This window comes from Mesorhizobium sp. 131-3-5 (assembly GCF_016756575.1).
In the GTDB taxonomy this organism is placed as follows: Bacteria; Pseudomonadota; Alphaproteobacteria; order Rhizobiales; family Rhizobiaceae; genus Mesorhizobium; species Mesorhizobium jarvisii.
The window spans coordinates 5,733,255-5,758,516 of sequence record NZ_AP023254.1; the positions used below are offsets into that span (position 1 = coordinate 5,733,255).

The following is a 25,262-nucleotide window of genomic DNA, read 5'->3' on the forward strand; positions in this document are numbered from 1 at the left end:
CCCAGGCAAATGCCACCTGTGCGGAAATCCGCACACGCTTCCCCCGCAGGACGCCGAACAAAGCCCGGAATCCCGGCATTCCGGGCTTCCCCCGATCTGGCACAGCGCTTGCAAAACTCCTTGCCAGCGGCGGGCGACCGGAACGCCGCGATGGGAGAAGTCACGCAGGGCGGGTTCCGTCCATCCGGCCAGGGAGAGTTCGATGCACATCGCAGACCAATCGGGCGCGGCTGCCGCGCAGCGCAAGCCCCTCTATGCCCAACTCTACGTGCAGGTGCTGGTGGCGATCACCGTCGGCATCCTGCTCGGCCACTATTATCCGTCGATCGGCGAAAGCATGAAGCCGCTCGGCGACGCCTTCATCAAGCTGGTCAAGATGATCATCGCCCCGGTGATCTTCCTGACGGTGGCGACGGGCATTGCCGGCATGAGTGACCTGCAGAAGGTCGGCCGTGTCGCCGGCAAGGCGATGCTCTACTTCCTCACCTTCTCGACGCTGGCACTGATCATCGGCCTCATCGTCGCCAATGTCGTGCAGCCGGGCGCCGGGTTCAACATCGACCCGGCGACGCTGGACGCCTCGACCGTCAACACCTATGCCGCCAAGGCGCATGACCAGTCGGTCACCGGCTTCCTGATGAACATCATCCCAGGCACGATCGTCGGCGCCTTCGCCGATGGCGACATATTGCAGGTGCTGTTCTTCTCGGTGCTGTTCGGCATCGCGCTGGCGCTGGTCGGCGACAAGGGCGCACCGGTGTTCAACTTCCTGCAGGCGCTGATGGCGCCGATGTTCAAGCTGGTCAGCGTGCTGATGAAGGCCGCCCCCATCGGCGCCTTCGGCGCCATGGCCTTCACCATCGGCAAATACGGCATCGGTTCGGTCATCAACCTCGCCATGCTGGTCGGCACCTTCTACGCGACGTCGTTGCTGTTCGTCTTCGTCGTGCTCGGCGCGGTCTGCCGCTACAACGGCTTTTCCATTCTGGCGCTGCTGCGCTACATCAAGGAAGAGCTGCTCTTGGTGCTGGGCACGTCCTCGTCGGAAGCGGCCCTGCCCTCGCTGATGGAGAAGATGGAAAAGGCCGGCGCCAAGCGCTCGGTGGTCGGCCTGGTCATCCCGACCGGCTATTCCTTCAACCTCGACGGCACCAACATCTACATGACGCTGGCCGCGTTGTTTATCGCGCAGGCGACAAACATCCATCTGTCGATGGGCGACCAGATCCTGCTGCTGCTGGTGGCGATGCTGTCCTCGAAAGGTGCCGCCGGCATCACCGGCGCCGGCTTCATCACCCTTGCCGCGACGCTTTCGGTCGTGCCTTCGGTGCCGGTCGCCGGCATGGCGCTGATCCTCGGCGTCGACCGTTTCATGTCGGAATGCCGGGCGCTGACCAACTTCATCGGCAATGCCGTCGCCACGCTGGTTGTCGCCCGCTGGGAAGGTGAACTCGACGAGGCAAAGCTGGCGAGAGCCCTGGCCGGCACGGCCGACGACAGCCTGCCGGCTGATATTGTTCCCGCCGAATAGTTGGCGCAGCGAATGGCATGAAAAAGGCCGGAGGCGGTGATGCCTCCGGCCGCTTTTCTAACGTGACATGTCAGCCATTGAAATCCCTCCGCGCTTCCGGGAACGTGCTTGGACCGACGGGCATGCGGGCTGCCAGGCTGCCATCGTCGAACAGGACAAGGCTGGCGGCGCCGACCAGCCCGGCGTGGCGGCCAAGCTGGGCCTGCACCACCGGCACGTCGCGATAGGCGCGCATGGCGCGCTGCCGGATGGTCGCCTCGATAACGGGGTGCATGAGGTCGAGCCCATTGGCGATGCCGCCGCCAACGACCAGGACGTCGGGCGAGTAAAGGTGCAAGAGATTGGTGAAGCCGACGCCCAGCCAGCGTGCCTCTTCCTCCAGCAGGGCCAGAGCGAGGTCGTCTTGCAGCCGCGCCGCCTCAACCACGTGGCGGCCGGTGACCTCGGCATTGGCCGAGAGGCGGCGCAACGTCGAGCCGTCAAAGGCCGATGTCGCGGCGTTGGCGCGACGGCCAAGTGCCGTGCCCGAGGCGATGGCCTCGAAGCAGCCGACGACGCCGCACACGCAGCGCTCGCCCTCGTTGGTGATGGTCATATGGCCGATCTCGGCGGCCAGCCCACGGCGGCCGTGCAAGATGCGCCCGTCGGCAACGACACCGCCGCCGATGCCGGTCGAAACCGTAACGAAGACCAGCGAGCGGGCGCCATGGCCGGCACCGAAGCGCCATTCGCCGAGTGCGGCCGCGTTGGCATCGTTTTCCAGACGCACCGGCAGGCCGAGCCGGCGCTCGAGGATGTCGGCCAGCGGCACATCCTGCCAGCCGGCAAGTGTCGGCGGTCCGACGGCGATGCCGGCCAGCGGGTCGAGCGGTCCCGGCGCGCCGACGCCGACGCCGACAATGGCGAGGCCCGGCGCCTCGGCATGCACGGTCGCGGCCAGCGCCTCGATCTGGCCGATCACCACGTCAGGTCCGGCCTGAGCCTGCGTCGGCACGGCGGCGAAGGCCAGGATCTTGCCGTCACGATCGACCAGCGCGGCACGAAGCTCGGTGCCACCAAGATCGATCGCGAGGGCGGCTTCAGTGCTCATGCCGCGACCTTCAGCCCATGCAGCCAGCCGATGCGGCCGGCGAGATCCTTGTCGCCGAAGGCGAGCGAACCGAGAACCACGGTCTGCGCACCGGCGGCACGCAGCAACGGCACGGTCTCGTGGCGGATGCCGCCATCGGCGGCAAGCACCACTTCTGCCTCACGGCCGGCTCCTCGCAGGATAGCGCGGGCAGCCCCCAGCCTGTCGCATGCCTTGTCCGACAGGCTCTGGCCCTTCACGCCGATCGCGGTTCCCAGCAGCGTGACGAAGGCGACCTCGGAGACGAAAGGCTTCACTGCCTCGACCGGCGTCTCAAGCCGCAACACGACGCCCGCTTCGGCGCCGAGTTCGCGCGCCAGCCGCACGGCGCGCAATCCTGCCTCGCCGTTCTCGGCATGGACGCTGATCATGTCGGCGCCGGCCTCGATGAACTGGCGCGTCTGTGCCTCGACGATTGCGGCATCGACCATCAAATGGACATGGATGGGTTTGGCCGTCAGTCCGGCGATGCGGGCGACGAGATCGGGGAAGAACAGGAAGGACGGCGCGAAATGGCCGTCCGCCACATCGATGTGATGCAGATCGACATGGGGTTCGATGCGCCTGAGGTCGCTCTCGAAATTGGCGAGATTGGCCGACCAGAGCGAGAATTCGGCGATCAAGCGATCGCGCGGCAATGCGGCTATTGCCGCCGGGCCTGACGGGGGCTTTGAAGTCATGATTGGTCCTGATTGTTGAAATGTCTGTCGAGAAAGCCGCCGATAGCGGCGCGGATTTCGGCGAAATGGCGATCCTTGTCAGCCGCTTTCGGCGTCACCTGGACGAAGGCGGCATCGGGGATGGTCTCGCCGAGTTCGCGGGCGGTCGCCAGGGGATGGACGAGATCGATGCCGCTGCCGATGACCAGCGAGGGAATTGCGAGGCGAGCGGCTGCCGCCTGCGTCACGCCAGGCCCATCATTGGCGATCTCCTGCATCACCTCGGCGAAGGTCGTCGCGTTTTCACGCGCAAAGAAGCCGAGCAGCGAAGCAAGATTGTCCGGCGCTTCCGCGCGAAAGCGGGCTGATGTCGCGGAGGACGCGAAGGCGTCGTGGGCCTCCGCGAGGGGGAGCCGTCGGATAAGTTCCGCCACTTCGACATAGGGGCGCATGTTGCACGGTGCCGCATCGAAGGCCCAGGCAGGTCGCACCAGCACCAGGCCAAGCACGCGGTCCGGATGGCGAGCAGCAAGCCGCAGCGCAATAGCCGCGCCCATGGAAATGCCGCCGGCTACGAAACGGTCGAGGCCGGCCGCATCGGCGGCGGCCAGCACATCGTCGGCGAACATGGTGATCGAGAACGGACGCCTGCTGCCGGCGCTGGAGGCGCCCTGCGCGCGGCATTCGACGGTCAGCCGGCGGTATGATGGTTGGTCAGGAAAGTTCTGCGCCACCTGATTGGCGTCGCCGCCGAGGCCATGCTGGAAGACGACGGGAAGCCTGCCCTGCCCCGTGTCGAAGACACGAAGCGCGGCGTCGTCGCGCAGCAGGATCGTCGGCGCGGCGCTCATCAGAGCAACCCCCGCAGGAAGGCGGCGACTTCAGGGGCCTCATCAGCGGACAGCCCGTGCGTGACGAGCGCACCGCCAAAACCCACGGCCTTCAGCCGCGCGACGAAATCCGGGAAATCGACGATGCCTTGTCCAGCCGTGGCGAAGCGGGCATCACCATGCCGATCCTTGGCGTGCGCCATGGCGATGTGCCCGGCGGCCTCGCCGACCGCGGCAGCGACGATAGTACGCGCTTCGTCTGGCGTGGCATACTCGAACAGATTGGCCGGATCGAGCACGATCTTCAGTCGCTTCGAGCGCATGTCGGCGATCAGGCGCGTCGCGTCGCTCGCCGAAGTGACGATGTTGGCCTGCTCGGGCTCAATGCCGAGATCGATGCCGGCATCCTCGGCCAGCGCCAGCGCCTTGCCCATTTCGGCAGCCATGTCGCACCAGGCGGAGGGGGTGGCATTTTCGGGATGATAGGCCCATTGATCGGCGATATTGCGCGAGCCGGTGCAGAGCGTGACCAGCGGGATGCCGAGGGATGCAGCCGTCTTGATGACCACACCAAGACGGCGAAGGCCATCGTCGCGCACCGATCTGTCGGGATGCGCCATGTTGTAGGTGCCCGAGAGGGCTGCAAGCGAGACGCCTGATGATTGCACTGCAGCACCGATGGATTCGATGGCATCCGCCGGGACGGCATCCGGCATTGACGGCAGGCCGGCGCAGGCGAGATTGAACTGCGTCGTCTCATATCCGGCCTGCTTCACCGCGGGCAACACGGCGTTCGGGTCGGTGCCGGGAAAAGTCTTAGCGAAAATGCCGAGGCGCATCAGACCGCACCCGAAACCGAGGCGAGTTCGACCCGCTCGCCTGTCTCGACAGAACGGGCAATCGCCACCATGGCGCGGATCGAGGCGATGCCGTCCTCGACATTGGCGCCGCGCATCGGCGCGCCGGTCAGCACCGTATCGGCAAGACCCTCCAACTGACGGCGGAAGAAATGGCCGTCGGCGCCGAGCGGCTTGCGCGAGGTCGCATCCTTTTCATGGAAGATATCGACCTCGCTGGCGCGGAAGTACCAGGGGTTGAAGGTTTTCGCGATAACGGAACCGTTCTCGCCATAAAGCTGGAAGCCTTCATGCCAGTCCATGCGCACGGCGACGGTGAGGTCGAGATGGCCGAGCGCGCCGCTTGCGAATTCGGTTTCGACGAACCAGCAATAGGCGCCGAAGCGTTCATTGAGACGGGCGCGCACGGCGGTGATCTCGCCGCACAGGAAGCGGGCCGTGTCGACCAGATGCGAGCCATGCGCCAGCATGAAATATTGCCGCAGGTCCGCCTTCGGATTGCCCGAAGGTTTCCTCGCCAGCTTGCTGGTGACCGGCAGCGGCTGCACGGCATCGGTGTTGGTGTAGCGATGGGTGGAATCGCAATACCAGGCCTTCAGCGCCAGCACCTCGCCCATCTCGTCACGGACGAAGTCGCGCGCGGCCTCCAGCGCAGGATCGAAGCGCTTCATGTGCCCGACCTGCAGCACCTTGCCCGAACGCTTCACCGCCGCCGCCAGCGCCTCGCCCTCCTCGACCGAAGTGCCGATCGGCTTTTCGCACAGCACATGCTTTCCGGCGTCGAGCGCCTTGATCGACATCGGCACGTGATAGGCATCCGAGGTGGCGACGACCACCGCCTCCAGCTCAGGATCGGCGAGCATGGCGTCATAGTCGGCATACATTCTTTGCGGCTCGTAGGTGGCGCCCATGCGGGCGAGCAGGTCGGGAGCCGCATCGCAGATGGCGTAGAGATCGGCATTGCCGGCCTTGGCGCAGGATTCCAGGTGCGCGAACTGTGCGATCGGGCCGCAGCCGAGCACACCGACCCTGAGGCGTCTGTCTTGTTTCTTGATCATCGTTTCGTTCTTCAGGCGCCGTAGCTGCGCATCGTCTGGCGGTTGGTCTTGACCGCGCCGGCGGGATCGGCGGCGGCCGTTTCGGATTCCTCTTCCAGCACCAGCCAGCCATTGAAGCGCGGCGCAGTGCCGGCAATCTCGATAACTGCAGGGGTATCGCAGACCCCCTTGCCCAGCATCGCCCAGGTGCCGTTGGCGTCGACGTCCTTCAAGTGGATGTAGCGGATGCGGTCGCGATAGGTGCGCAGCGTGTCGGCCATGTCCTTGTGGCCGCGCAAAATATGGCCGGTGTCCGGCACCCAGCCGACCAGATCGCGGTCCAGCAAGGCAAGATCCTGTCGTAGTCGGCGCGGTCGAACAGCAGCGTGTTGTGATGCGAGCTCGGATGCACCGCCACCTGGACGCCAGCGTTGCGGCCAAGCTCGCCGGCCCTGTTGTAAACCTCCGCGGCGATGGCGAACTTGCCGTCGCGCGGCCCGTCGGACACCACGGTTGCCGAACCCATGGAGACCAGCGCGCCGGGAAAGGCGGCGGCGAAATCGATCCAGCGCTGCGCGGCCTCGAGGTCGGCGCCAATCTCCTCCTTCAGCGTAAAGCCGCTGTTCGAGCCGAAGGCAAAGGAGACCAGCGTCAGGCCGGACGACTTCAGCGCGGCGGCGAATTCCGACGGCCGGTCGGCGTAGCGGCCGATCATGGTGTCGGTGATCTCGATGCCGGAATAGCCGCCGTCGGCAATGGCCTTCAACAGATCGTCGGGGCCGCCGGCAAAACGGTCGCCGAGCATTTCCCAGGTAAAGGTCTGGCAGCCGACTTTAAGGTCCTTCACGTTCATCCTTTCAATCCTTGATACCGCTTATAGTTGATGCCGCCGTGGCATGGACATCCTACTTGACCGAGCCCGCGGTCATCCCGGCGAGGAAGTACCTCTGGGCAACGAGGTAGATGAGCAAGAGCGGCAGCGAGCCGAGCACGCTCATCGCCATCATCTGGTTCCATTCGAAGGCGTGCTGCCCCATCAACAGCTGGATGCCGATCGGGACGGTGCGCATGGACGTTGACTTCGTCAGCGTCAGCGCAAAGAGAAATTCGTTCCAGCACAACAGGAAGGTGTAGACCGACGTCGCCACGATACCAGGCAGCGAAATTGGGACGATCACCCGCCAAAGCGCTGTCCAGCTGGTGCCGCCATCGACAGCCACGGCTTCATCGAGATCGCGGGGCAAGGTGTTCAGATATCCCGTCATCAGCAGGATCGCGTACGGCAGGGTGAACACCAGGTAAGTCAGGATCAGTGCGACATAGGTATCGAAGATACCGTATGAGACGACAAGCCCGAAGAACGGGATCAAAAGTGTGATCGGCGGAATCGTCTGCGTGCTGATGATGAGTGTGTTCAGGCTGCCCTTGCCGCGGAAGTTGAAGCGGCTGAACCCGTAGGCCGCCAGCAAGGCGATCAGCACCGTCAGCACGGTTACCGTTCCCGCCACGAAATAGCTGTTGAAGAAGAAGCGCAGCTTTACCGGGTCGCCGAGGATGGCTGCATACGCTTCCAGCGTGAAGGCCTTTGGCAGGATGGTTGGCGGTAGGGCAAAGATTTCGGTATTCGATTTGAACGAACTGCTCAGCATCCAGTAGATCGGGAATGCCGCGAAGAAGAGTCCCGCTGCAAGCGCTACATGGAGCGCGACGGTGATCAGCCTGTCTTTTGGCGTATGCCTTTTCCTCATGGTGACTACCGAGCCTTTTGATAGCGAATATAGAACAGCGTCAGGCCGAGAGAGATCAACAAGATGACCACAGCGCTCGCCGAAGCCTGCGACAGGTTGTAGCTCGAAAACGCCAGCTTATAGGTGTAGGTACTGAGGACCTCGGTCGAGTAGATCGGACCACCGCCCGTCGTTATCCAGATTAACGGGAAGACCTGCATGGTCCAGATGAAGTCGAGCAGCGAGATGCTGATGATGATCGGCATCAGCTGCGGGATGGTGATGAAGATCAGCTTCTGGTAGGCTTTCGCCCCGTCGATGTCGGCGGCCTCGTAGAAATCCTTGGGAATGCCCTGCAAACCCGCGAGCAGGCTGACCATGAAGAGCGGATAACCCGCCCAGATGTTGGCGAAGGTGACGGCGTGCAGCGCGGTCTCAGGCGAGGAAAACCATTCGACCTTGGAACCGATAATGCCGATTTGCATGAGAATGCTATTCACGACGCCGTTCGGTTCGAGCAGCAGGCGCCAGATCACCGCGATGATCACCGCTGTGAACAGCCAGGGCAGTATGTAGAGCACGCGCAGAATATTGCGCAGCGTCGGATTGATGCGGTCGCTGTTCAGCATGAGTGCGAAGACCATGCCGATGGTCATGTGGAAAATGACACTCATGCAAGTGAAGTAGAGCGTGTGCCACAGCGATGCCCAGAACACCGGATCGTCGAAGATCGCCTGGTAATGTTTCAGTCCGGCAAAGGTTGGGTCACGACGCAGCACCGCGCTGTTCTGGAACGAGTAGGCAATCACCGTCGCCATCGGCAGCATCATCAGAAGCCCGATTATGAGCAGCGAGGGCGACAGATAGAGGTAGGGTGCGACCGCTCGTTTCAGCTTGTGGTGGGAGCGCTTTTGCCGGGTCATGTGCCAACCTTGGGATACGCCTTCAAGAGAAGGTAAACTTCGGAAACTGAGCCATCTCAAATTGCCGATCCGTTGTTGCCGGGTGGCCCGAAGTCAGGCCACCCGGCAGAAGATAGCAAACCGGAACGGGCCGATCAGAATTTCGCCATCCAGCCCTTCTGAGCGGCGGTTGCGGCTTGCTCCGGAGACTGCTCCCCGGCGAGCATCTTCTGGGCCTGCACGTCGAACTGCGTCATCAGGTCTTCAGCCACCGGCAGGCCCGTGAACTCATTGGCGAGATAACCGGTCTTGAATATCTCAAAAGCCTTGGCGAAAGCCTTGTCCGAGGTCACGAAATCGGGCTTGGCGTTGACGTTGCCCGGGAAGGCGTTCGCAAGCGACACGAGCTTGGCGTTCACCTTTTCACTCATCAGATACTGGACGAGTTTCCAGGCCTCTTCCTGATGTTTCGAGGCGGCAGAGATGCCGATGCCCCAGGAGGCATAGGGAAGGCCGCGCTTGCCGGTATAGTTTTCCACGACCGGGACCGGGATGAGGTCGAAGTTCAGCTTGGGATTGCGCTTGCGGATGAGGTTCACATGGGCGAGCGAGTCGATCATCATCCCGACGCGGTCGTTGACGAATTCCTCGACCTTTTCCTGCTCGGTCTTGGTGGCGATGCCGGGCGAGATGGTGCCGGCGTCGTTGAGTGATTTGACGAAGGTGAGCATGTCCACCACCGGTTTGCCCTCAAGGGCTGGCTTGCCGTTCGCCATCATCGACTGACCCGAAGCCCAAACCCATGACATCATGTCGTTCTGGACGCCGGATGGCGTCTGCAGCGACAGGGGCAGCACCCAGCCATACTGGTTCTTGTCGGCATGGGTCATCTTCTTGGCGGCTTCGAGAAACTCCGCACGGGTCGACGGCAGCTTGGTCACGCCCGCCTGGGCGGCGAGGTCCAGATTGACGAAGACCGGATAGACGAAGGAAGCGACGGGAAACATCACCGCCTTGCCGTCCACCTTGATGATGTCCGCGACTTGGGCTTTATCGAACTTGCTCGCATCCATCATCGGGTTCATGTCAGCAAGCGCACCCTGCGCGTTCAGATTGTTCACCCAGGCGCCGTCGAGGCCGACGACGTCGCTGAGCGTTCCGGTTGCAGCGCCAACCGAGATCTGGTCTCGCGTGGTCGCGTAGGGACCGCTGACCAGCGTCACCTTGATGCCGGGATTCGCGGCCTCGAAATCGTCCATGATTTTCCGCAAAGAACCTGCGGGCAGCTCCGGCTCCCACCACTGGGTGAATTCCAGCGTGGTGTCCGCCATTGCCGCTGTTGCGCCAAGCAACCATGCTGCCGCGGCTATTTTCAGCATCGCGGGCTTTATCCGAAACGTCATTTTTTCTCCTCCTTCTTTGAGATCGACCGCACAATGCAGCCGATCGTCTGCTTCATTCAGAAGTCTTCTTACGCGTACTTCGTGGGCGCCTCGCCCTCGCCCGCGGGCTCTGCCACAATTCGTCAGATCGCCAGATGCGTCTCGGGATCGAAGAAATGGAGCTTGGTATCATCCAGGGCCAACCGGATTTCCGAACCGGAACGGACTGTGCTGTCCGGTTCGAATCTCGCCACCGCATTCGACGTCAGGCCGAAATCCTGCACCGCGTCGGGGTCGCCGGAGTCCACCCGGACCGCGTCGATGTTGAGATGGACGATATGTTCCGACCCGAGTTCTTCGATCGAGGTCACCCTTGCCGGTATCGTCTGATACTTGCGGCCGGATTCGAGGCTGCTGTCATAGAGATCCTCCGGTCGTATCCCGAACACGACCTTGCGCCCAGCATACGACTTCAAACCCGGCCTGCGCACGAAGGCCGCATCCTGCAGCCGAATGGCAAAGGCCCCGGGCATCAGTTCGCCGCCCGTCAGGGTCGCTTCGAAAAGGTTCATCGAGGGAGAGCCGATAAAGCCGGCAACGAAGGCGTTCACCGGTGATTCGTAGAGCCTCTTGGGCGTGTCGACCTGCTGCAGCACACCGCCCTTCAGCACGGCGACCCGGTCCCCCATTGTCATCGCTTCGGTCTGGTCGTGGGTCACGTATATGGTCGTTACGCCGAGCTGCTTTTGCAGGCGGGTGATTTCGGCGCGCATTTGCACGCGCAGTTTGGCGTCCAGATTCGAAAGGGGTTCGTCCATGAGAAAGGCGGCCGGCTCGCGCACCATGGCGCGGCCCATGGCAACCCTTTGACGCTGTCCGCCGGAAAGGTTGGCGGGTTTGCTGTCCAGCAAAGACGTCAGCTGAAGGGTCTTGGCGATCTCGTCGACGCGCTTCTTGCGTTCGGCCTTCGGCTTGCCTGCCAGCCGCATCGAAAAGGCGATGTTTTCGAACACAGTCATATGCGGGTAAAGCGCGTAGCTCTGGAAGACCATCGCGATGTCGCGGTCCTTGGGCGGCATGTCGACGACGTCGGTACCGCCGATCCGAAGACTACCGCTGGTGATGTCCTCCAATCCAGCGATCATCCGCAACGCGGTGGATTTTCCACAGCCCGACGGCCCGACGAGAATCAAAAACTCGCCGTCCTCGACCGACAGGTTCAATTGGTCGATTGCGCGAAAATTGTTCCCGTATGTCTTGCATATATTCTCAAGAACGACTTCTGCCATATTCCTCCCTCCACAAGTCTAAGCCGCTGGTTTTTATTATTCTTCTTGGCCCTTTCGCCTGTGAGATGTTTCCTCGGATGGTTGCAGGCTATGTTCCTGTATCGAGCTGCGCATATTTCAGTTCGACCGCCGACGGCGCGTTCGCCGATGCCAGCAGTTCCGTTACCTGGTCTTCGGTCGGAAGCGCCTCGCGCCCGCCACGCCCCGTTATCGAAAGGGCTGCCGCCGCGGGAGCGAATGCCACTCGGCCTGCGGTGTCGGCGCCGCGCGTCAATGCATGGGCGTAGGCGCCGTGAAAGCAGTCACCGGCGCCGGTCGAGTCGACAACGGCAACCCGGTGCGGCGGAAGTTGCCAGAGCCGTGTCTCTTCACGCCCGCGATAATATACGCCCCTGCCGCCATCGGTCAGAACCACGGCGGATCGCGACGGCGACCACAATGCTTCGAGCATCTCGGCGGGCAATCGGCAGCCCGTAGCGGCCCGCGCAAAGCCAAGAGGAAGAATGAGGTGGTCGCAGAGCGCCATCAGCCTCTCCGTGGCTGGGCCACCGCTCCATTCGATATCGCCGAGGATCGCAAGGCCGTGATCGCGAGCCCGAGCCACGACATCCATCGACCGGATCGCGTAGCTGTCGACGATCAGGACGGCCGCTCGGCTGAGGACCTCGTCTGAGAAATCCGGCGTGGTGCCCAGCATCGCGTCGTCGTCATATGCGATGAACCGCTCCCCGTCCGAGCCGACCGTGATGCGTGAGCGCACCGGGCGCGCGTCGGCGTGGCGCGGCGCGAATGCGGTTTCAACACCGCTCTCGATGAGATCGCACAGTACCGGGTCGTCCGCGGCATCGCCCAGCCATCCGACGAACCCGGCGCTTCCGCCGAGCCGCGCGACGGCGGCAAGGGCCGTCGCGACATTTCCCCCGAAAGCCCGGGCACTTTGCCGAACCCTCCCCTTGCCTGCCGACAACGGCTGATCGACATAGACGATGTCGTCGATCGCAATAGCGCCGAAGCCGAGGATCGAGGGGACGGCGGGCATCGCTCAGGCCCCCGCTTTCGCCAAGGCGTCTTGCGCCGAAAGGCCGTCGTGGATGACGCCCCGAAAGGCAAGCGCTGCCTTCTGAGGATCGCCATGGCCCCAGAGATTACGGCCGACCACGGCACCGCGCGCGCCGGCACGGATGGCGTCCGCCGTCTGCTGAAGGGCGCCAAGCAGCGTATCGGTCTTCGGACCACCGGCGATCACAACCGGCACCGGGCAGGTCCGAACGGTCTCTCGGAACGACTCGAAATCGCCCGTGTAACCGATCTTGATCACATCGACGCCGGACTCGTAGCCTATGCGCGCCGCATAGGCGATCTCGTCGGGGGTGAAGACGATCTTAGCTCCGTCGGTAAAATCGCGAGGGTAGATATGCGCCACCACCGGCATGCCGTAGCGGGCCGCGGCATTCACCGAATCGGTCAGCCAGCGAATGTATTTGCCCTCGGTCGCGCCGCGCACCGGAATGGCCACCGCCAACGCATCGGCGCCAGCGCGCACCGCATCCTCGGGCGTTGCAATCAGTTCGCTGATGCGATCGTCCGGGGTGAAGCAGCCGGCCTGGATCACCAGGGAAGCCTTGCCCGCATATTGCGGCCACAGATGGCGCGCGGTGCCAGGCTGGATGCTGACATAGTCGGGTTTGCCCGCCATGACGCGTGCAAGCGCGCCCGGCAGGTCGGCAAGACCTCCTCTGCGCACGTCGCCATAGCCGACAAAGTGGTCGACCGCGCCGCCAAAAAGATTCCCCGATGGATGTGAGAAGAGGCGCGCCAGGCGCACCTTGGTTCCGAGGCTCATGAGTCCAAAACTCTCCAATCGATTGATTTCAACATCCTGGACATAGTGTTTTCGAAAGAAAGGTTAAATGCAATCTTTCGAAACCTTTCGAATTCGCATATTTTTGGTAGAGTGAACCGAGGCCAGGGCGATCGCCTGGCGCATGGAGGCAAGGACAGGGCAATGTTGTCAGAGCAGAGACGCCAATCGATCCTGGGTGAAGTGCAACGAAGCGGACAGGTTCGCATCAAGGATCTGTCAGACAATTTTGGCGTGTCGGAAGTCACGGTGCGATCCGACCTCGAGATACTGGACCGCAAGGGACTGCTGACCAAGACGCGTGGAGGGGCGGTGACCCGGACCACGGATTCGACCACGGCCGCTTTCGCCCGGCGGATGCAAACGAACCTCGACGCAAAGAAGCGCATCGCCCGGGCAGCGGTGGAACTGTTCGAGGACAACCAATCAGTCATCTTCGACGGCGGCTCGACTTTGATGCAGGTTGCCATGCTGTTACCGCCGCTCAGCAATGTCGTGGTCGCGGCCACGGCGATGAATATCGTTCAGCATCTGATGCATCGGCCCGGGCTCGACGTTCACATGATCGGCGGCCGGGTCTATCCGGACACGGTGAGCACGCTGATCACCGATGCCGACACGGCTCTCGGCGGCTTGGTAGCGCATCAGGTCTTTGTTGGAGCGCATGCGATTGACTCGTCACTGGATGTGGTCGACGTGAACGAAGACATGGCGCGAACGAAACGAAACCTCGTGCGCATGGCCCGCCGCGTTGTCCTTCTTGCGGATTCGAGCAAATGGGGCGTCAGCGGGACCTCCAAGGCATTTTCGCTGTCGAGCGTCGATGTTGTGATCACCGACGATGGCCTGTCCGGCCCGATACGCAGCCAACTCGATAGGACCGGGGCCAAGGTGATCTATGCCTGACCCTGTCGCGGTCCCTGGCCGCGACGGAAATATCCAATGCGCGCATGACCCACGGGATTCGCATCGGCGGTCGGCCGTTTCTTGATGTCTGTCATTTTCTCCTCCCAGGGCTGGCGGCCTCCCGATATTGCGCCGCCATTTCCGCATGGTCTATAAAAATTTTACGCGCGTCAAGATTTAAAATGTTGTATAGCGCTCTTCCACCACGATCCGTTGCCGGCGCAGCGGATCAAGCAGAGCATGACCCTATTGGGAGGACCGATCAGAAATGCAGGCAAAATCAAAGGAAAAGCTCGCAATCGGCGTCATCGGGTGTGGCAACATTTCGATGACCTACCTGCGCAATGCCGCCCTCTTCGGTGGAATCGAATTACGCGCCTGCGCCGACATCTCCGCCGACATGGCGGCGGTGCGAGCCAAGGAATATGGCATCCAGGCGCTCGGCGTCGACGCGCTACTGGCCGACCCCGAGATCGATCTGGTCCTGAACCTGACCATTCCCGCCGCGCATTTCGACATTTCGTTTTCAGCCCTTTCAGCGGGAAAACACGTCTTCACTGAAAAGCCGCTGGCGACGTCGGCCAGCGACGGGCACAGGCTGGTAGCGGAGGCCGCCAAGCGCGGCCTGCTGCTCGGCTCGGCGCCCGACACCTTCCTCGGCGCCGCCGGGCGCCGCGCGCGCCGCCTGATGGATGAGGGCGCCATTGGCCGCCCGGTCACCGGCACGGCCTTCATGATGGGGCGCGGCATGGAGCACTGGCACCCCAACCCGCAATTCTACTATCAGCCGGGCGGCGGCCCGGTGTTCGACATGGGCCCCTATTACCTGACCATGCTGGTCAATCTGCTTGGCCCGGTCGCGCGCGTCATGGCTATGGCGACACGCGGCCAGGAGGAACGCCTGATCACTGCCGAAGGGTCGTTCAAGAACACCACATTCAAGGTCGGGACGCCGACCAACGTGCTGTCCCTGCTCGAATTCCGCTCGGGCGCCACCGTTACCTTCGGCGCCTCATGGGACGTCTTCAGGCATTCCAACCACCCGATTGAGCTGCACGGCACGGAAGGCTCGCTGCGCCTGCCCGATCCCGACACGTTCGGCGGCACTGTCTCGCTGTCCGAGCGCGGCGCGGAGTGGAAGGATTTCGCCAGCGAAGGCGAGTTCTACGGCGCCCGCAACTGGCCGTATGCGGCGCCTGACCGCGCCAATTACCGCATGCTCGGCGTCGCCGATCTGGTGTGCTCGCTGAAGACAGGCGCCGCACCCCGTGCGTCCGGCAATCTGGCGCTGCATGTGCTGGAAATCATGGAGGCGATCCTGCATTCCGGCGAAACGAAAGGCTCGGTCGCCATCACCGGTGACGTGGTCCAGCCGGCGCTGTTGACCGAGGACGAGGCAAGCACCCTCCTTGCCTAGAACGGTTCGCCGTTTCGCGGAAACGGCGAACCGCCCTATCTCTTGTTTCACGCAATTCCCACGGGAAAGCGCGCTACGCGCTTTTCCCGGGAAAACCGCTGTACACTTTTCCTGGAATTGCTTTCGATGGAGATGGCAATGACGCTCGACCCTGATGCTTTGCGCGCCCTTGAAATCGGCCGTGCGGCCGGCGGCGAGCCTTTCGAAAACGGCAGCGTGGCGGCGGCTCGAGCTGCCTACAACGCTTCGTTCCCGACACAGCAGGGCGACCACGAGCCGGTGGCGGCGACCTTGCAACAAGTGATCGATGGGCCGAACGGCCCGGTCACGATCCGCATCCATCGCGGCATCGGCGCGCCGCGCACCGGGGCGCGCGCCGTGCTCTATCTGCATGGCGGCGGCTGGGTCATAGGCAATCTCTCGTCGCATGACGAGATCTGCCGATGGCTCGCCAATCTGGGCAACGCCGTCGTGGTCTGCCCCGATTACCGGCTGGCGCCGGAGCATAAATTTCCCGCCGGGCTCGAGGACTGCGCGGCAGCGCTCCGCTTCATGGCGCAGAATACCGGCGAACTGGGCATCGACCCCGCTCGCATCAGCGTTGCCGGCGACAGCGCAGGCGGCAACCTTGCCGCCGTTCTGGCATTGCTCGCCCGTGACGGGCTGATACCCCGGCTTGCCGCGCAGGTCCTGATCTATCCCAACACCGATGCCCGCCAGACGGCGGACAGCTACCGGCGCTTCGGCGACGGCTTCGGGCTCACCGCCGCCACCATGGCCTGGTTCCGCGACCACTATGTGCGAACGCCGGACGACATCACGGACTGGCGCGTCTCGCCGCTGCTGGCATCGAGCCTTGCCGGCGCGGCACCTGCATTCGTCGTGATCGCCGGCCATGACATTCTTGCCGACGAAGGCACGGCCTATGCCGAGCGCCTGCGGATCGAAGGCGTGCCTCTGGTGCTGCGGCCCTGGCTGGGTCAGATCCACGGCTTCGTCTCGATGGGCCGTCATATACTGGCCGCGCGGCAAGCGGCGAGCGAGGCGGCGGCCTGGCTGCAATTGCAGACGCGTGTTCAGGCCGACTGACGCATCACCAGCGTCGCACCGAGCTTCACGTTGCGCGCCAGACCCTGGCCGGGTGGATCGGCCTCATCCAGCAAGGCCAGCAGGATCTCGACGCTGCGGCCGGCCATGGCAGCGAAATCCTGCGCCATGGTGGTCAGCGCCGGACAGGTGTAGCGGCTCAGCGGATGATCGTCATGGGCGGCGACACGGAAATCGCAATCGGCCCGGCGGCCGATCTTCAGTCCGCGCGAAAAGGCCGCCGCCATGACGCCGAAAGCGAGGCGGTCATTGGCGCACAGCAGCGTGCGCGCCGGCAGGCCGCCGTTCTCGAGTGTCCTGTCCATCCATTCATGGCCGATGCGCTCGAAATCCCAGCTGTAGTCGCCTGCCGCCTTGAGCACGACGGGTTCCATGCCGGCGGCCCGCATCGTGTCGATATAGCTCTGCAGGCGTTCGCCGGAATTGTGATTGACGTGCGGAATGTCGACATAGGCCGGCGGTTCGCCGGACCGGCAGAGATAGTCGACGATGGTCGACGTGCTCTGGTGGTTGTCGTTGCCGACGAAAGGCGTGTCGCCTTCGATATAGGTGTCGAAATAGACAATCGGAATGTCCTCGCTCATCCGCTCGAAGACGCCGGGTTCGGAGACCAACCCCAGCGGAGCGACGATGGCGCCCGCGACCTTCAGCGACATCAGCGTCCTGACGGATTCCGCCTCCAGTTTCGGCGAGCCGTGCGAGGAGATGACGATCGGCCAGAAACCTTCGTCGCGGCAGCGCAGTTCGATGCGGCTGACCATTTCGGCATAGAACGGATCGGTGAGCGCCGGCACGACAATGCCGACATTGCGGGTGCGCTTGCGGTTGAGATTACGCGCGAAAACGTTCGGCTGATAGTCCGAGGATCGCAGCGCCGCTTCGATGCGCGCCCGCGTCGCCGGCTTAACACTGGCCGGATCATCGAAATACTTCGACAGGGTCGGTCGCGACACGCCTGACGCCCTGGCGAAATCATCCATCGTGCGGTGGGTCTTCTCCGCCATCGATATGTCCAGCCCCTTTGCTCGCGCCCGTCAACCTTCCCGGTCGGGCCAGAATCAGTCTTGCGGCCGTTGCCGCGAGGCAGCATTGCTTGACCGAATTTGTTCAGTCAAATTTTTGCGTTTCCAGTACAACGCAAAAGAGTTGCGCGCGTCAAATTATTTATTGACGCTCCAAAAGCTGCGACTTAGGTTTTGAACCCGCACGGACATGACGAAAGGCGCTCGGCAACCGGCCGCCAACCATCCGGCAATGGTGAGGACATGAAGAAACTGGTTTGTGCCGGCGAGATCCTGGTCGAGATCATGGCCGAGCGGATCGGCCAGAGTTTCCTTGCCCCCGGCCCGCTGATCGGCCCGTTTCCATCGGGCGCGCCGGCAATCTTCATCGACCAGGCGGCACGGCTCGGCCAGCCGGCTGGCCTGATCGCGGCCGTCGGCGACGATGATTTCGGCCATTTGAACATCGAGCGCCTGCGCGCCGACGGGGCCGACATCTCGGCCATCAAGGTTCACCGGGGCGCCGCCACGGGCACAGCTTTCGTGACCTATGAAACCGATGGCAGCCGGCACTTCGTCTACAACATCAAGCAAAGTGCGGCCGGCCTGATCGAGATCGGTGTCGAGGCACGCGCGCTGCTCGCCGGGGCCGACCATTTTCACGTCATGGGCACCTCGCTGTTCTCGCCAGAGGTGATCGAGGTGGCGCGTATCGGGATCGAGACTGTCAAGGCGCGCGGCGGCACGGTGTCCTTCGACCCCAACATCCGCAAGGAGATGCTTGATCTGCCGGGCCTGCGCGATGCACTGCACTTCGTGCTATCGAAGACCGACGTTTTCCTGCCGAGCGGACCGGAACTGTTCATCTTCGCCGGGGCGACCGACGAGGAGAGCGCGGTGCGCGAAATGCTGGACCGCGGCATCTCCGCCGTGGTCATCAAGAAAGGCGCGCAAGGTGCCGTTCACTACGACAAGACCGGACGCACCGCGTCACCCGGCTTCGTCGTCGACGAAATCGATCCGACCGGCGCCGGCGACTGCTTTGCGGCGGCCTTCGTCTCATTCTGGCTGCGTGGAGAACTACCTGAAAAAGCACTGCGCATCGCCAATGGCTGCGGCGCGCTGGCGGTGACCAGGAAGGGCCCGATGGAGGGCATCGCCTCGCTTGCCACGGTCGAGGCCTTCCTCGCGACCGCCCGAACCGGAACGCCGGCATGAGCCAGGCGACGGACAGGCTGGCGATAATCGCGACGCGCCGTGCGGCCGGCGAACGCAGCGGCATCGCCTCGATCTGCTCGGCCCATCCGCTGGTCATCGAGGCGGCGCTGCGCCATGGCAAGGCGCGCGACGCCGACGTGCTGATCGAGGCCACCTGCAACCAGGTGAACCACGAAGGCGGTTATACCGGCATGACACCAGCGGATTTCCGACGCTTCGTCGAGACGATCGCTGGCAAGATCGGATTTTCCCTCGACAGGCTAGTGCTCGGCGGCGATCATCTCGGCCCCAATCCGTGGAAGCATCTGCCAGCGCGCGAGGCCATGGCCAAGGCTTCGCGCATGGTCGACGCCTATGCCGAGGCCGGTTTCACCAAGATCCATCTCGATGCCAGCATGGGCTGCGCCGGCGAAGGTGCCGCACCGTCCGATGCGACGATCGCCGCGCGCGCCGCCGAACTGGCCGAGGTGGCGGAGGCCGCCGCCGAACGAACGGGCGGCACAAAGCCTGTCTATGTCATCGGAACCGAAGTGCCGGTGCCGGGCGGCGCTCTGGAAGCGATGGACCATCTGGCGGTGACGACGCCCGAAGCGGCACGAGAGACGGTGCGTCTCCATCGCGATGCCTTCAGCCGGCGAGGCCTCGACCAGGCCTTTTCGCGCGCCCTCGGCGTCGTCGTGCAGCCGGGCGTCGAATTCGGCAATGCCGAGGTGATCACCTATAAACCGGAACGCGCCCGAGCATTGGCCGGCACGTTGCGGGATCTGCCGCAATTCGTCTTCGAGGCGCATTCGACCGATTACCAGCCGGTCTCGGCTCTGACCGCGCTGGTCGATGACGGCTTCGCCATTCTCAAGGTCGGGCCATGGCTGACCTTCGCGCTGCGCGAAGCATTTTATGGCCTGAGCCATATCGCCGACATTCTGGCTCCCGACCCGGCGCGCGAAAGCCTGCCGGCGGCGATGGAGCGCGTGATGCTGGCAGCGCCGGGCAATTGGAAGAATTACTACCACGGCTCGGAGCCAGAGCAGCGGATCGAACGCCACTTCTCCTACAGCGACCGCATCCGCTACTATTGGCCGGCGCCGGCGGCACAGCACGCAACGGAAGCGCTGATGCACGCGCTCGGCGACCGCGACATCCCCCTGCCCCTCATCAGCCAGTATCTCGGCCATCTCGACGGCGCGGTGGCGAACGGGTCCGTGGCGCCAAAGGCCGGGGAGTTGCTGATCGCCAGCGTGACAGAAGTTCTCGACATCTACGCCAGCGCAACCGGCTGATCCGCCGGTTACGGCTTCGGTAGCAAGGCCAGCGCCGCCCAGCCCTGCGCCCCTATTCCAGATCGCGGTGAGCGTCGCAGGGAGGCATCGCCTCCCCCGATCTGGGAATATCACTCCCCGCGCATTGTCGCCTGGAAGGTCGGCAGGTGCTTCTTCTGCGCTTCCAGCATGCGTTCGCGGTAGACGCCGTAGATGACGTCGGTGTCGTGCAGCGTCACGCCCGCAATCGTCGGCGAGGCGAAGACCGGCAGTTCGATGCCGCGCTTGGCGAGCTGCTCGGCGGTGCGCGCGATCAGTTCGTGCGCCAGGATCATGGCGAGCACCGTCGACGAGCCGGAAACCGGACGGCTCCAGCCTTCGACCGGCACGATGGCGTCCTCGATCGGCGAGCAGGTGTCGATGACGAGGTCCGCCGCATCCGCCAACCGCTTGCCGGAGGAGTGCGTCGCCGGCTTGTCCAAGTTGTTCTTGCTGGTCACCGCGACGACGAAAATGCCGCGCTTCTTGGCATAGAGCGCGGTGTCGATGCCGGAGGAGTTGCGGCCGCTATGGCCGAAGATGATGATCGAGTCGCCCTTGTTGAGCGGCTGGTGGTCGAGGAATTTCTCGGCGTATTTCTCCGTCCGCTCCAGCCACAAGAGCTCGCGCACGCCGCCGGCGCCGAGCACGTTGTGCCACATGACACGCGGGTCGGTCAGCGGGTTGAAGCCGACATAGCTGCCGTAGCGAGGGAACACTTCCTGAACCGGCAGCACCGAATGGCCCGAACCGTAGAGATGGACCAGCCCGCCACCTTCGAGCGAGTCGGCAAAGCGGCTGGCGGCCTGGCCGAAGGCCTCTTCATTGGCTTTTGCCGCCTGATCGATAAGGGCGGTGAGACGGTGGATGTAGAGATCGGACACTTGGGTACTCCTGTTGATATCTAGGCTTGGAAAGGATCAGCTTCTGGGGGTTGACGGGACGCGGCCGGCGCGCAGCGTCGAACGGATTTCATAGCGGTCGCCCCGCATGATCGAGACGGTGAATTCGAACGGGCCGCGCTCGTCGGTGGTGATGCGCTCGACGACGAAAGCGGGGCTGCCGGCCGGGAGATCGAGCAGTTCGGCATCCGCCGCGCCGACGGCACCGACGCGGTAATTCTCGCGCGCGGCCACCGGTACGATGCCGTAATGGCGCTCCAGCGCTTCGTAGAGCGAGCCCTGCAGCAGGCCGGCGTCGAGGAAGCCCGGCACGCGCACGGCCGACAGCTGCGCCGTCTGGATACCGATCGGCTCATTGTTGCCCAGTCTCAGCCGCCGAATGCGCACCACCGGATCACCCTCCTCGATCTCCAGCGCGCCGGCGGCGGCGGCATTGGCGGTGGTAAGGCTGCAATCGAGAAGGCGCGAGCCGGCGACCACGCCCATATTGCCCATCTCTTGGGTGAAGCTGGTCAGCTCGCGGGTGCCGGCGACCAGCGTGGTCGAGCGCACGAAGGTGCCGCGGCCATGTTCGCGGCGCAGCAGCCCGGCCTCCTCGAGATTGCGCAAGGCATGGCGCAAAGTGATGCGGCTCACGCCGAACAAGGCGCACAGCCTGTCTTCGGCCGGGATCTGGTCGCCCGTTGCCCATTCGCCGCTCTTGACGATGGCGCGGATCGCCTCCTCGACCTGATACCAGAGCGGCTCCGGCCTTCTGCGGTCCGGCTGCTGAAAGCTCACTTCGCTCATCGCACCTGCCTCCACCCTTCCCCCACACGGCCGGCCAGCGCCGCGCCGACAAGTCCCGCATCCGGGCCGAAATGGCCGGGCTGGATCTCAATGCCGCGCAAATGCGAGGGCAACTGACGGCGCAGTGCCGCGAGCAGCGGCGGGCGCATCACGTCCAGCGCCTCGGCCAGCCCGCCTGAAATCAGCACCGCCTGCGGGTCGAGCAGCGCCACCGCGCCGGCAAGCGCCGTGCCGATCTGGCGTGCCGGCACTTCAAGCAAGGTCTGCGCGGCGAGCTCGCCGGCGCGGGCAGCGGCGATCAGCTGGCGGCTGTCGGCGAGCCCGATCTGGCCGGAAAGCGCATCGAGCGCCCTGCCGGAAGCGGCACGCTCCAGCCAGCCGCTGCGCTCCGCGCCATAGTCCCTGATGTCGGCGCACGCCCAGCCGAACGAACAGGCGCCGCCATGCGCGCCGGCAACGATACGGCCATTGGCCAGCACCGCCGAGCCGATGCCGGTGCCGATCGCCAGCAGGATCGCGTCCGACATGCCTTTCGCGCTGCCTTCGACGGCTTCGGCCAGCAGCGCGATCTGCGCGTCATTGCCAAGCGCGATGCGCAGGCCCGGAAACAGCGCCTGGAGGTCGACGCCGTCGAGGAATGGCAGGTTCGGAATCCAGCGGCAGGCCGAGCCCTCGACCAGCCCCGGCACCGCAATGCCAAGCGCCTCGACCGAGCCGGCTTCCGCGCACAGTGCGTTGATGCGGGCGACAAGAGCATCGAGGCTTGCCGGCGCCAGCTCACGGCTCAGCACCTTCAACGCGCTGATGTCGCCGGTCGAGATGGCGGCGCGCAGATTGGTGCCGCCGAGATCGATGGCCAGAACCCGCGTCATCGGCCCGACCCTTTGCCGAACGGTGGCGAGAACAGGCCGCTGCCGGCATTCCAGGAATGCGATGCCGCCGTGAAAGCCTGGGCATGGCGCGTGCCGCGCAGGCAGCCGCGCAGGCGGTAGAGCGCGCTGTAATAGTCGACATAGGGAAAGCTGCTCAAGCCTCGCGCCAGCTCATATTCCTTGACCGCCCCGGTCCAGGCCTCGAAGCCGTCGCTGACATCGACAAGATGCTCCGGGCGAAAACCGTCATCGTCCTCCCAGTTCTCACCGAACAGCAGCAATTGCGGCGTGTGCGCCGCATGGTCGCTGGCAATGGTCGGCAGGGCGGCGAAGAAGATGCCGGTCTGCGTGAGATGCGCTGCGGCACGATGGTCCTTGTGCCAGCTGCCGTGCCAATGGGTGATGACGATCTCAGGTTTCAGCTCGCGAATGACCTCGCACACTTTCAGCGCCGTCTCGTCGTTGGAAGGCAGGAAGGCATCGCGCAGCCCAAGACTGCGCAGCGTGACCCCAAGGCGCGCGGCCGCCCTGCCCGCTTCTTCTTGCTTCTGCACGCAATAATGCTCGGGGATCAAACAGGGATGGCCCTGTTCGCCCATGGTCAGGTGCAGAAAGGTTACCGCGGCACCACGCTTCACGGCGGCCGCAGCCAGCGGCCCGGCGATCACCTCGGCATCGAAGGCATGCGCGCCGACCACCAGGATGGAGTGCGCGGCGTAGATCCTGTCCTCGATCATTTCATGCCTCCCCCGGCGCCGACGCCCTCGCGAATCTGGCGCGCCAGCAGACAATACATGATCAGGATAGGCGCCATGGAGATCGCCAGCGACGCGAACACCAGACCCCAGTCGGTGCGGAACTGGCCGACGAAGACGCTGATCGCCAGCGGCACCGTCTTGTAGCGATCGTCGAAGATGAAGATCAGCGGGAAGAAGAAATCGTTCCACACCGCGATCGCGGTGAAGATGGCGACGATTGACACCGCCGGCCTCACCATCGGCAGGATGATCTGGAACAGGATGCGGACTTCGCCGGCGCCATCCATGCGCGCCGCCTCGTCGAGCTCGGAGGGCAGTACGCGCATGAAATTGGCGAAAATGAAGACGGCGAAGGGAATGCGGATCGCCGAATAGACGAGGATCAATCCGGTCAGCGAATCCAGGAGGCCGAGATTGCGCATCAGCGTGAACAGTTCGACCGAGGCCAGCCGGATCGGCAGCATGATGCCGGACAGGAACAGGCCGAGCATGACAGCATTCCAGCCGAGCCTATAGCGGCTGAGCGGATAGGCGGCCATGGCCGAGACGACGATGGTGAGCACCACCGCACCGCCGGTGACGATCAGGCTGTTGATGAAATTGTGGTCGAGATCGGCGCGCGTCCAGGCGTTGACGAAATTGTCGAGAGCCCAGCTTTGCGGCAGGCCAAGCCGGTTGGCGTAGATCTCGGCTGTGGTCTTGAAGCAGGAGACGACGAGGATGTAGAGCGGCAACAGCACAGCCGCCGTCCACACGGCCAACACCGTCCAGCCGGGCAGCCGCGCCAGCTGCCGAGAGATCGCCGCCCTGTCTGAAATCGCCAGCGCGCTCATAGCTGCACCGTGCGGCGGTCGAAGAAGCGCAGCATCATCAGCGTGCCGATGCTGAGGATCAGAAACAGTAGGGTGCCCAGCGCCAGCGCCAGACCGATATCGGTGATGCCGACGGCGCCTTCCGCGCCGAAGGCCAGGCGGTAGAAATAGGTCACCAGCGTGTCGGTCGAATAGCTCGGATTGCCCTGCACGCCCTGCATGACATAGACGATGTCGAACTGGTTGAAGGTGTTGATGAAGGATAGCGTCGTCAGCGTGCCCAGCGCCGGCATCAGCAGCGGCAGCGCGATCGAGAACAGCATACGCGCATTGCCGGCGCCGTCGAGTTTCGCCGCCTCGAAAATCTGACTGGAAATCTGCCGTAAGCCAGCCGTGTAGATCAGCACCGGCAGGCCCATCCAGTTCCAGGCGTCGACCGCGATAAGCATGCCAAGCGCGGTGTGGCTGTTGCCGAGCACGGTGAGGCTGCCCTGGTGCAGGCCAAGCCCGTTCAGGGCCCACTCGACGACGCCTCCCGGCGCCAAAAGCAGCCGCCACAGGGCACCGACAATGACCGGGCTCAGCACCGCCGGGAAGAAGAAGACCGACTGGAAGAAGGCGGCACCTTTGTCGCGCAGGAACAGCAGCCAAGCAAACAAAAGCCCGATGCCGTTCTGGAAGACCATGATGCCGAGGAACCAGGCGGTGTTGTGCCAGAGCGCGCCATAGAGCCGCGCGCCACTCGGGAAAACAAACAGCCGCGAGAAATTCGAAAGGCCGGCGAACTCGACCATGCGCAGCCCCTTCCAGGTGAAGACGCTGCCCCACAGCGACATCGCCAGCGGATAGAGGACGAACAGGGCATAGACCGCCAGCGCCGGCAGGATGAACAGCACGGCCATGCGCTGCTGCGTACGGCGAAGGCTGCTTGTGCGGCGAAGGTTGCTCATGCGCTGTTTGTGTCCGGACGAGAGGCCG

24 protein-coding genes and 1 pseudogene are annotated in these 25,262 nt (G+C 63.9%); 6 read left to right on the forward strand and 19 right to left on the reverse strand.

Annotation, left to right across the window (positions count from 1 at the left end; translation table 11 throughout):
* Window positions 1-202 precede the first annotated feature (202 nt).
* Window positions 203-1,531 (forward strand): dicarboxylate/amino acid:cation symporter, encoded by a 1,329-nt coding sequence (locus JG747_RS28120; RefSeq protein ID WP_019856792.1) that lies wholly within the window; start codon window positions 203-205, stop codon window positions 1,529-1,531.
* Window positions 1,532-1,601: 70 nt separating this feature from the next.
* Here the strand turns inward: JG747_RS28120 and JG747_RS28125 are convergent, their stop codons facing one another.
* The 12 genes and pseudogenes from JG747_RS28125 to JG747_RS28180 form a co-directional block, all read right to left on the reverse strand.
* Entirely contained in the window at window positions 1,602-2,621 is a 1,020-nt protein-coding gene (locus JG747_RS28125) for an ROK family protein (RefSeq protein WP_019856791.1), read from the reverse strand.
* Window positions 2,618-3,340, reverse strand: a complete 723-nt coding sequence (locus tag JG747_RS28130; RefSeq protein WP_019856790.1) for a ribulose-phosphate 3-epimerase — start codon at window positions 3,338-3,340, stop codon at window positions 2,618-2,620. Before JG747_RS28130 ends, JG747_RS28125 begins: the two co-directional genes overlap by 4 nt.
* A complete protein-coding gene (locus JG747_RS28135) occupies window positions 3,337-4,170 on the reverse strand; it encodes an alpha/beta fold hydrolase (RefSeq protein WP_019856789.1) in 834 nt (277 codons plus the stop codon). Before JG747_RS28135 ends, JG747_RS28130 begins: the two co-directional genes overlap by 4 nt.
* The gene (locus JG747_RS28140; RefSeq protein WP_202360478.1) at window positions 4,170-4,988 is read right to left on the reverse strand and encodes a sugar phosphate isomerase/epimerase family protein; all 819 of its coding nucleotides are present in this window, start codon (window positions 4,986-4,988) and stop codon (window positions 4,170-4,172) included. The genes JG747_RS28135 and JG747_RS28140 overlap by 1 nt, the downstream gene beginning before the upstream one ends.
* On the reverse strand, window positions 4,988-6,064 hold the full coding sequence (locus tag JG747_RS28145; protein ID WP_069091598.1) for a Gfo/Idh/MocA family protein: 1,077 nt from the start codon (window positions 6,062-6,064) through the stop codon (window positions 4,988-4,990). Before JG747_RS28145 ends, JG747_RS28140 begins: the two co-directional genes overlap by 1 nt.
* Window positions 6,065-6,075: 11 nt before the next feature.
* Window positions 6,076-6,896 (reverse strand): annotated as a pseudogene (locus JG747_RS28150) (sugar phosphate isomerase/epimerase family protein).
* A 52-nt stretch (window positions 6,897-6,948) separates the two neighbouring features.
* Window positions 6,949-7,791 carry a carbohydrate ABC transporter permease gene (locus tag JG747_RS28155; RefSeq protein WP_019856785.1) on the reverse strand — a complete coding sequence of 281 codons (843 nt, stop codon included), beginning with the start codon at window positions 7,789-7,791 and terminating at the stop codon, window positions 6,949-6,951.
* A 5-nt stretch (window positions 7,792-7,796) separates the two neighbouring features.
* Window positions 7,797-8,693, reverse strand: a complete 897-nt coding sequence (locus tag JG747_RS28160) for a carbohydrate ABC transporter permease (RefSeq protein WP_202360479.1) — start codon at window positions 8,691-8,693, stop codon at window positions 7,797-7,799.
* Window positions 8,694-8,827: 134 nt separating this feature from the next.
* Window positions 8,828-10,075, reverse strand: a complete 1,248-nt coding sequence (locus tag JG747_RS28165; protein WP_010914682.1) for an ABC transporter substrate-binding protein — start codon at window positions 10,073-10,075, stop codon at window positions 8,828-8,830.
* A gap of 122 nt (window positions 10,076-10,197) precedes the next feature.
* A complete protein-coding gene (locus JG747_RS28170) occupies window positions 10,198-11,343 on the reverse strand; it encodes an ABC transporter ATP-binding protein (RefSeq protein WP_019856783.1) in 1,146 nt (381 codons plus the stop codon).
* 88 nt (window positions 11,344-11,431) lie between these two features.
* Window positions 11,432-12,382 (reverse strand): PfkB family carbohydrate kinase, encoded by a 951-nt coding sequence (locus JG747_RS28175; RefSeq protein ID WP_202360480.1) that lies wholly within the window; start codon window positions 12,380-12,382, stop codon window positions 11,432-11,434.
* A gap of 3 nt (window positions 12,383-12,385) precedes the next feature.
* Window positions 12,386-13,186 (reverse strand): class I fructose-bisphosphate aldolase, encoded by an 801-nt coding sequence (locus JG747_RS28180; protein WP_019856781.1) that lies wholly within the window; start codon window positions 13,184-13,186, stop codon window positions 12,386-12,388.
* 162 nt (window positions 13,187-13,348) lie between these two features.
* Here JG747_RS28180 and JG747_RS28185 point away from each other — a divergent pair, with 162 nt between their 5' ends.
* From JG747_RS28185 to JG747_RS28195, 3 genes are all read left to right on the forward strand, one after another.
* Window positions 13,349-14,110, forward strand: a complete 762-nt coding sequence (locus tag JG747_RS28185; RefSeq protein ID WP_010914678.1) for a DeoR/GlpR family DNA-binding transcription regulator — start codon at window positions 13,349-13,351, stop codon at window positions 14,108-14,110.
* Window positions 14,111-14,378: 268 nt separating this feature from the next.
* Entirely contained in the window at window positions 14,379-15,527 is a 1,149-nt protein-coding gene (locus JG747_RS28190; protein WP_202360481.1) for a Gfo/Idh/MocA family protein, read from the forward strand.
* Window positions 15,528-15,665: 138 nt separating this feature from the next.
* Window positions 15,666-16,616, forward strand: coding sequence for an alpha/beta hydrolase (locus JG747_RS28195; protein WP_081296062.1), 951 nt, complete (start codon window positions 15,666-15,668; stop codon window positions 16,614-16,616).
* Here the strand turns inward: JG747_RS28195 and JG747_RS28200 are convergent.
* Window positions 16,604-17,638, reverse strand: coding sequence for a LacI family DNA-binding transcriptional regulator (locus JG747_RS28200; protein ID WP_019856777.1), 1,035 nt, complete (start codon window positions 17,636-17,638; stop codon window positions 16,604-16,606). The genes JG747_RS28195 and JG747_RS28200 overlap by 13 nt on opposite strands.
* Before the next feature lie 261 nt (window positions 17,639-17,899).
* Between JG747_RS28200 and JG747_RS28205 the strand changes: the two genes are divergently transcribed.
* Both JG747_RS28205 and JG747_RS28210 read left to right on the forward strand, forming a co-directional pair.
* Complete coding sequence (locus JG747_RS28205; protein WP_202360482.1) at window positions 17,900-18,853, forward strand: tagatose kinase; 954 nt, start codon at window positions 17,900-17,902, stop codon at window positions 18,851-18,853.
* Complete coding sequence (locus tag JG747_RS28210; protein ID WP_202360483.1) at window positions 18,850-20,133, forward strand: D-tagatose-bisphosphate aldolase, class II, non-catalytic subunit; 1,284 nt, start codon at window positions 18,850-18,852, stop codon at window positions 20,131-20,133. The genes JG747_RS28205 and JG747_RS28210 overlap by 4 nt, the downstream gene beginning before the upstream one ends.
* 110 nt (window positions 20,134-20,243) lie before the next feature.
* Here JG747_RS28210 and JG747_RS28215 read toward each other — a convergent pair whose 3' ends face one another.
* From JG747_RS28215 to JG747_RS28240, 6 genes are read right to left on the reverse strand one after another with little or no spacing between them, the layout of a single operon-like run.
* Complete coding sequence (locus JG747_RS28215; RefSeq protein ID WP_019856774.1) at window positions 20,244-21,035, reverse strand: sugar isomerase domain-containing protein; 792 nt, start codon at window positions 21,033-21,035, stop codon at window positions 20,244-20,246.
* A 36-nt stretch (window positions 21,036-21,071) separates the two neighbouring features.
* Window positions 21,072-21,842: a GntR family transcriptional regulator gene (locus JG747_RS28220; RefSeq protein ID WP_202360484.1), complete on the reverse strand. Its 771-nt coding sequence runs from the start codon at window positions 21,840-21,842 to the stop codon at window positions 21,072-21,074.
* Window positions 21,839-22,714: an ROK family protein gene (locus JG747_RS28225; RefSeq protein ID WP_202360485.1), complete on the reverse strand. Its 876-nt coding sequence runs from the start codon at window positions 22,712-22,714 to the stop codon at window positions 21,839-21,841. The genes JG747_RS28220 and JG747_RS28225 overlap by 4 nt, the downstream gene beginning before the upstream one ends.
* Window positions 22,711-23,451, reverse strand: a complete 741-nt coding sequence (locus JG747_RS28230) for a PIG-L deacetylase family protein (protein ID WP_038645173.1) — start codon at window positions 23,449-23,451, stop codon at window positions 22,711-22,713. Before JG747_RS28230 ends, JG747_RS28225 begins: the two co-directional genes overlap by 4 nt.
* Window positions 23,448-24,305: a carbohydrate ABC transporter permease gene (locus tag JG747_RS28235; protein ID WP_202360486.1), complete on the reverse strand. Its 858-nt coding sequence runs from the start codon at window positions 24,303-24,305 to the stop codon at window positions 23,448-23,450. Before JG747_RS28235 ends, JG747_RS28230 begins: the two co-directional genes overlap by 4 nt.
* Complete coding sequence (locus tag JG747_RS28240) at window positions 24,302-25,234, reverse strand: carbohydrate ABC transporter permease (RefSeq protein WP_202360487.1); 933 nt, start codon at window positions 25,232-25,234, stop codon at window positions 24,302-24,304. Before JG747_RS28240 ends, JG747_RS28235 begins: the two co-directional genes overlap by 4 nt.
* Window positions 25,235-25,262: the final 28 nt, after the last annotated feature.

Bases quoted from the DNA above. Each gene is read 5' to 3' on its own strand.
- JG747_RS28120 (WP_019856792.1), top strand. From the start codon at position 203: ATGCACATCGCAGACCAATCGGGCGCGGCTGCCGCGCAGCGCAAGCCC.
- JG747_RS28125 (WP_019856791.1), bottom strand. From the start codon at position 2,621: ATGAGCACTGAAGCCGCCCTCGCGATCGATCTTGGTGGCACCGAGCTT.
- JG747_RS28130 (WP_019856790.1), bottom strand. From the start codon at position 3,340: ATGACTTCAAAGCCCCCGTCAGGCCCGGCGGCAATAGCCGCATTGCCG.
- JG747_RS28135 (WP_019856789.1), bottom strand. From the start codon at position 4,170: ATGAGCGCCGCGCCGACGATCCTGCTGCGCGACGACGCCGCGCTTCGT.
- JG747_RS28140 (WP_202360478.1), bottom strand. From the start codon at position 4,988: ATGCGCCTCGGCATTTTCGCTAAGACTTTTCCCGGCACCGACCCGAAC.
- JG747_RS28145 (WP_069091598.1), bottom strand. From the start codon at position 6,064: ATGATCAAGAAACAAGACAGACGCCTCAGGGTCGGTGTGCTCGGCTGC.
- JG747_RS28155 (WP_019856785.1), bottom strand. From the start codon at position 7,791: ATGAGGAAAAGGCATACGCCAAAAGACAGGCTGATCACCGTCGCGCTC.
- JG747_RS28160 (WP_202360479.1), bottom strand. From the start codon at position 8,693: ATGACCCGGCAAAAGCGCTCCCACCACAAGCTGAAACGAGCGGTCGCA.
- JG747_RS28165 (WP_010914682.1), bottom strand. From the start codon at position 10,075: ATGACGTTTCGGATAAAGCCCGCGATGCTGAAAATAGCCGCGGCAGCA.
- JG747_RS28170 (WP_019856783.1), bottom strand. From the start codon at position 11,343: ATGGCAGAAGTCGTTCTTGAGAATATATGCAAGACATACGGGAACAAT.
- JG747_RS28175 (WP_202360480.1), bottom strand. From the start codon at position 12,382: ATGCCCGCCGTCCCCTCGATCCTCGGCTTCGGCGCTATTGCGATCGAC.
- JG747_RS28180 (WP_019856781.1), bottom strand. From the start codon at position 13,186: ATGAGCCTCGGAACCAAGGTGCGCCTGGCGCGCCTCTTCTCACATCCA.
- JG747_RS28185 (WP_010914678.1), top strand. From the start codon at position 13,349: ATGTTGTCAGAGCAGAGACGCCAATCGATCCTGGGTGAAGTGCAACGA.
- JG747_RS28190 (WP_202360481.1), top strand. From the start codon at position 14,379: ATGCAGGCAAAATCAAAGGAAAAGCTCGCAATCGGCGTCATCGGGTGT.
- JG747_RS28195 (WP_081296062.1), top strand. From the start codon at position 15,666: ATGACGCTCGACCCTGATGCTTTGCGCGCCCTTGAAATCGGCCGTGCG.
- JG747_RS28200 (WP_019856777.1), bottom strand. From the start codon at position 17,638: ATGGCGGAGAAGACCCACCGCACGATGGATGATTTCGCCAGGGCGTCA.
- JG747_RS28205 (WP_202360482.1), top strand. From the start codon at position 17,900: ATGAAGAAACTGGTTTGTGCCGGCGAGATCCTGGTCGAGATCATGGCC.
- JG747_RS28210 (WP_202360483.1), top strand. From the start codon at position 18,850: ATGAGCCAGGCGACGGACAGGCTGGCGATAATCGCGACGCGCCGTGCG.
- JG747_RS28220 (WP_202360484.1), bottom strand. From the start codon at position 21,842: ATGAGCGAAGTGAGCTTTCAGCAGCCGGACCGCAGAAGGCCGGAGCCG.
- JG747_RS28225 (WP_202360485.1), bottom strand. From the start codon at position 22,714: ATGACGCGGGTTCTGGCCATCGATCTCGGCGGCACCAATCTGCGCGCC.
- JG747_RS28230 (WP_038645173.1), bottom strand. From the start codon at position 23,451: ATGATCGAGGACAGGATCTACGCCGCGCACTCCATCCTGGTGGTCGGC.
- JG747_RS28235 (WP_202360486.1), bottom strand. From the start codon at position 24,305: ATGAGCGCGCTGGCGATTTCAGACAGGGCGGCGATCTCTCGGCAGCTG.
- JG747_RS28240 (WP_202360487.1), bottom strand. From the start codon at position 25,234: ATGAGCAACCTTCGCCGCACAAGCAGCCTTCGCCGTACGCAGCAGCGC.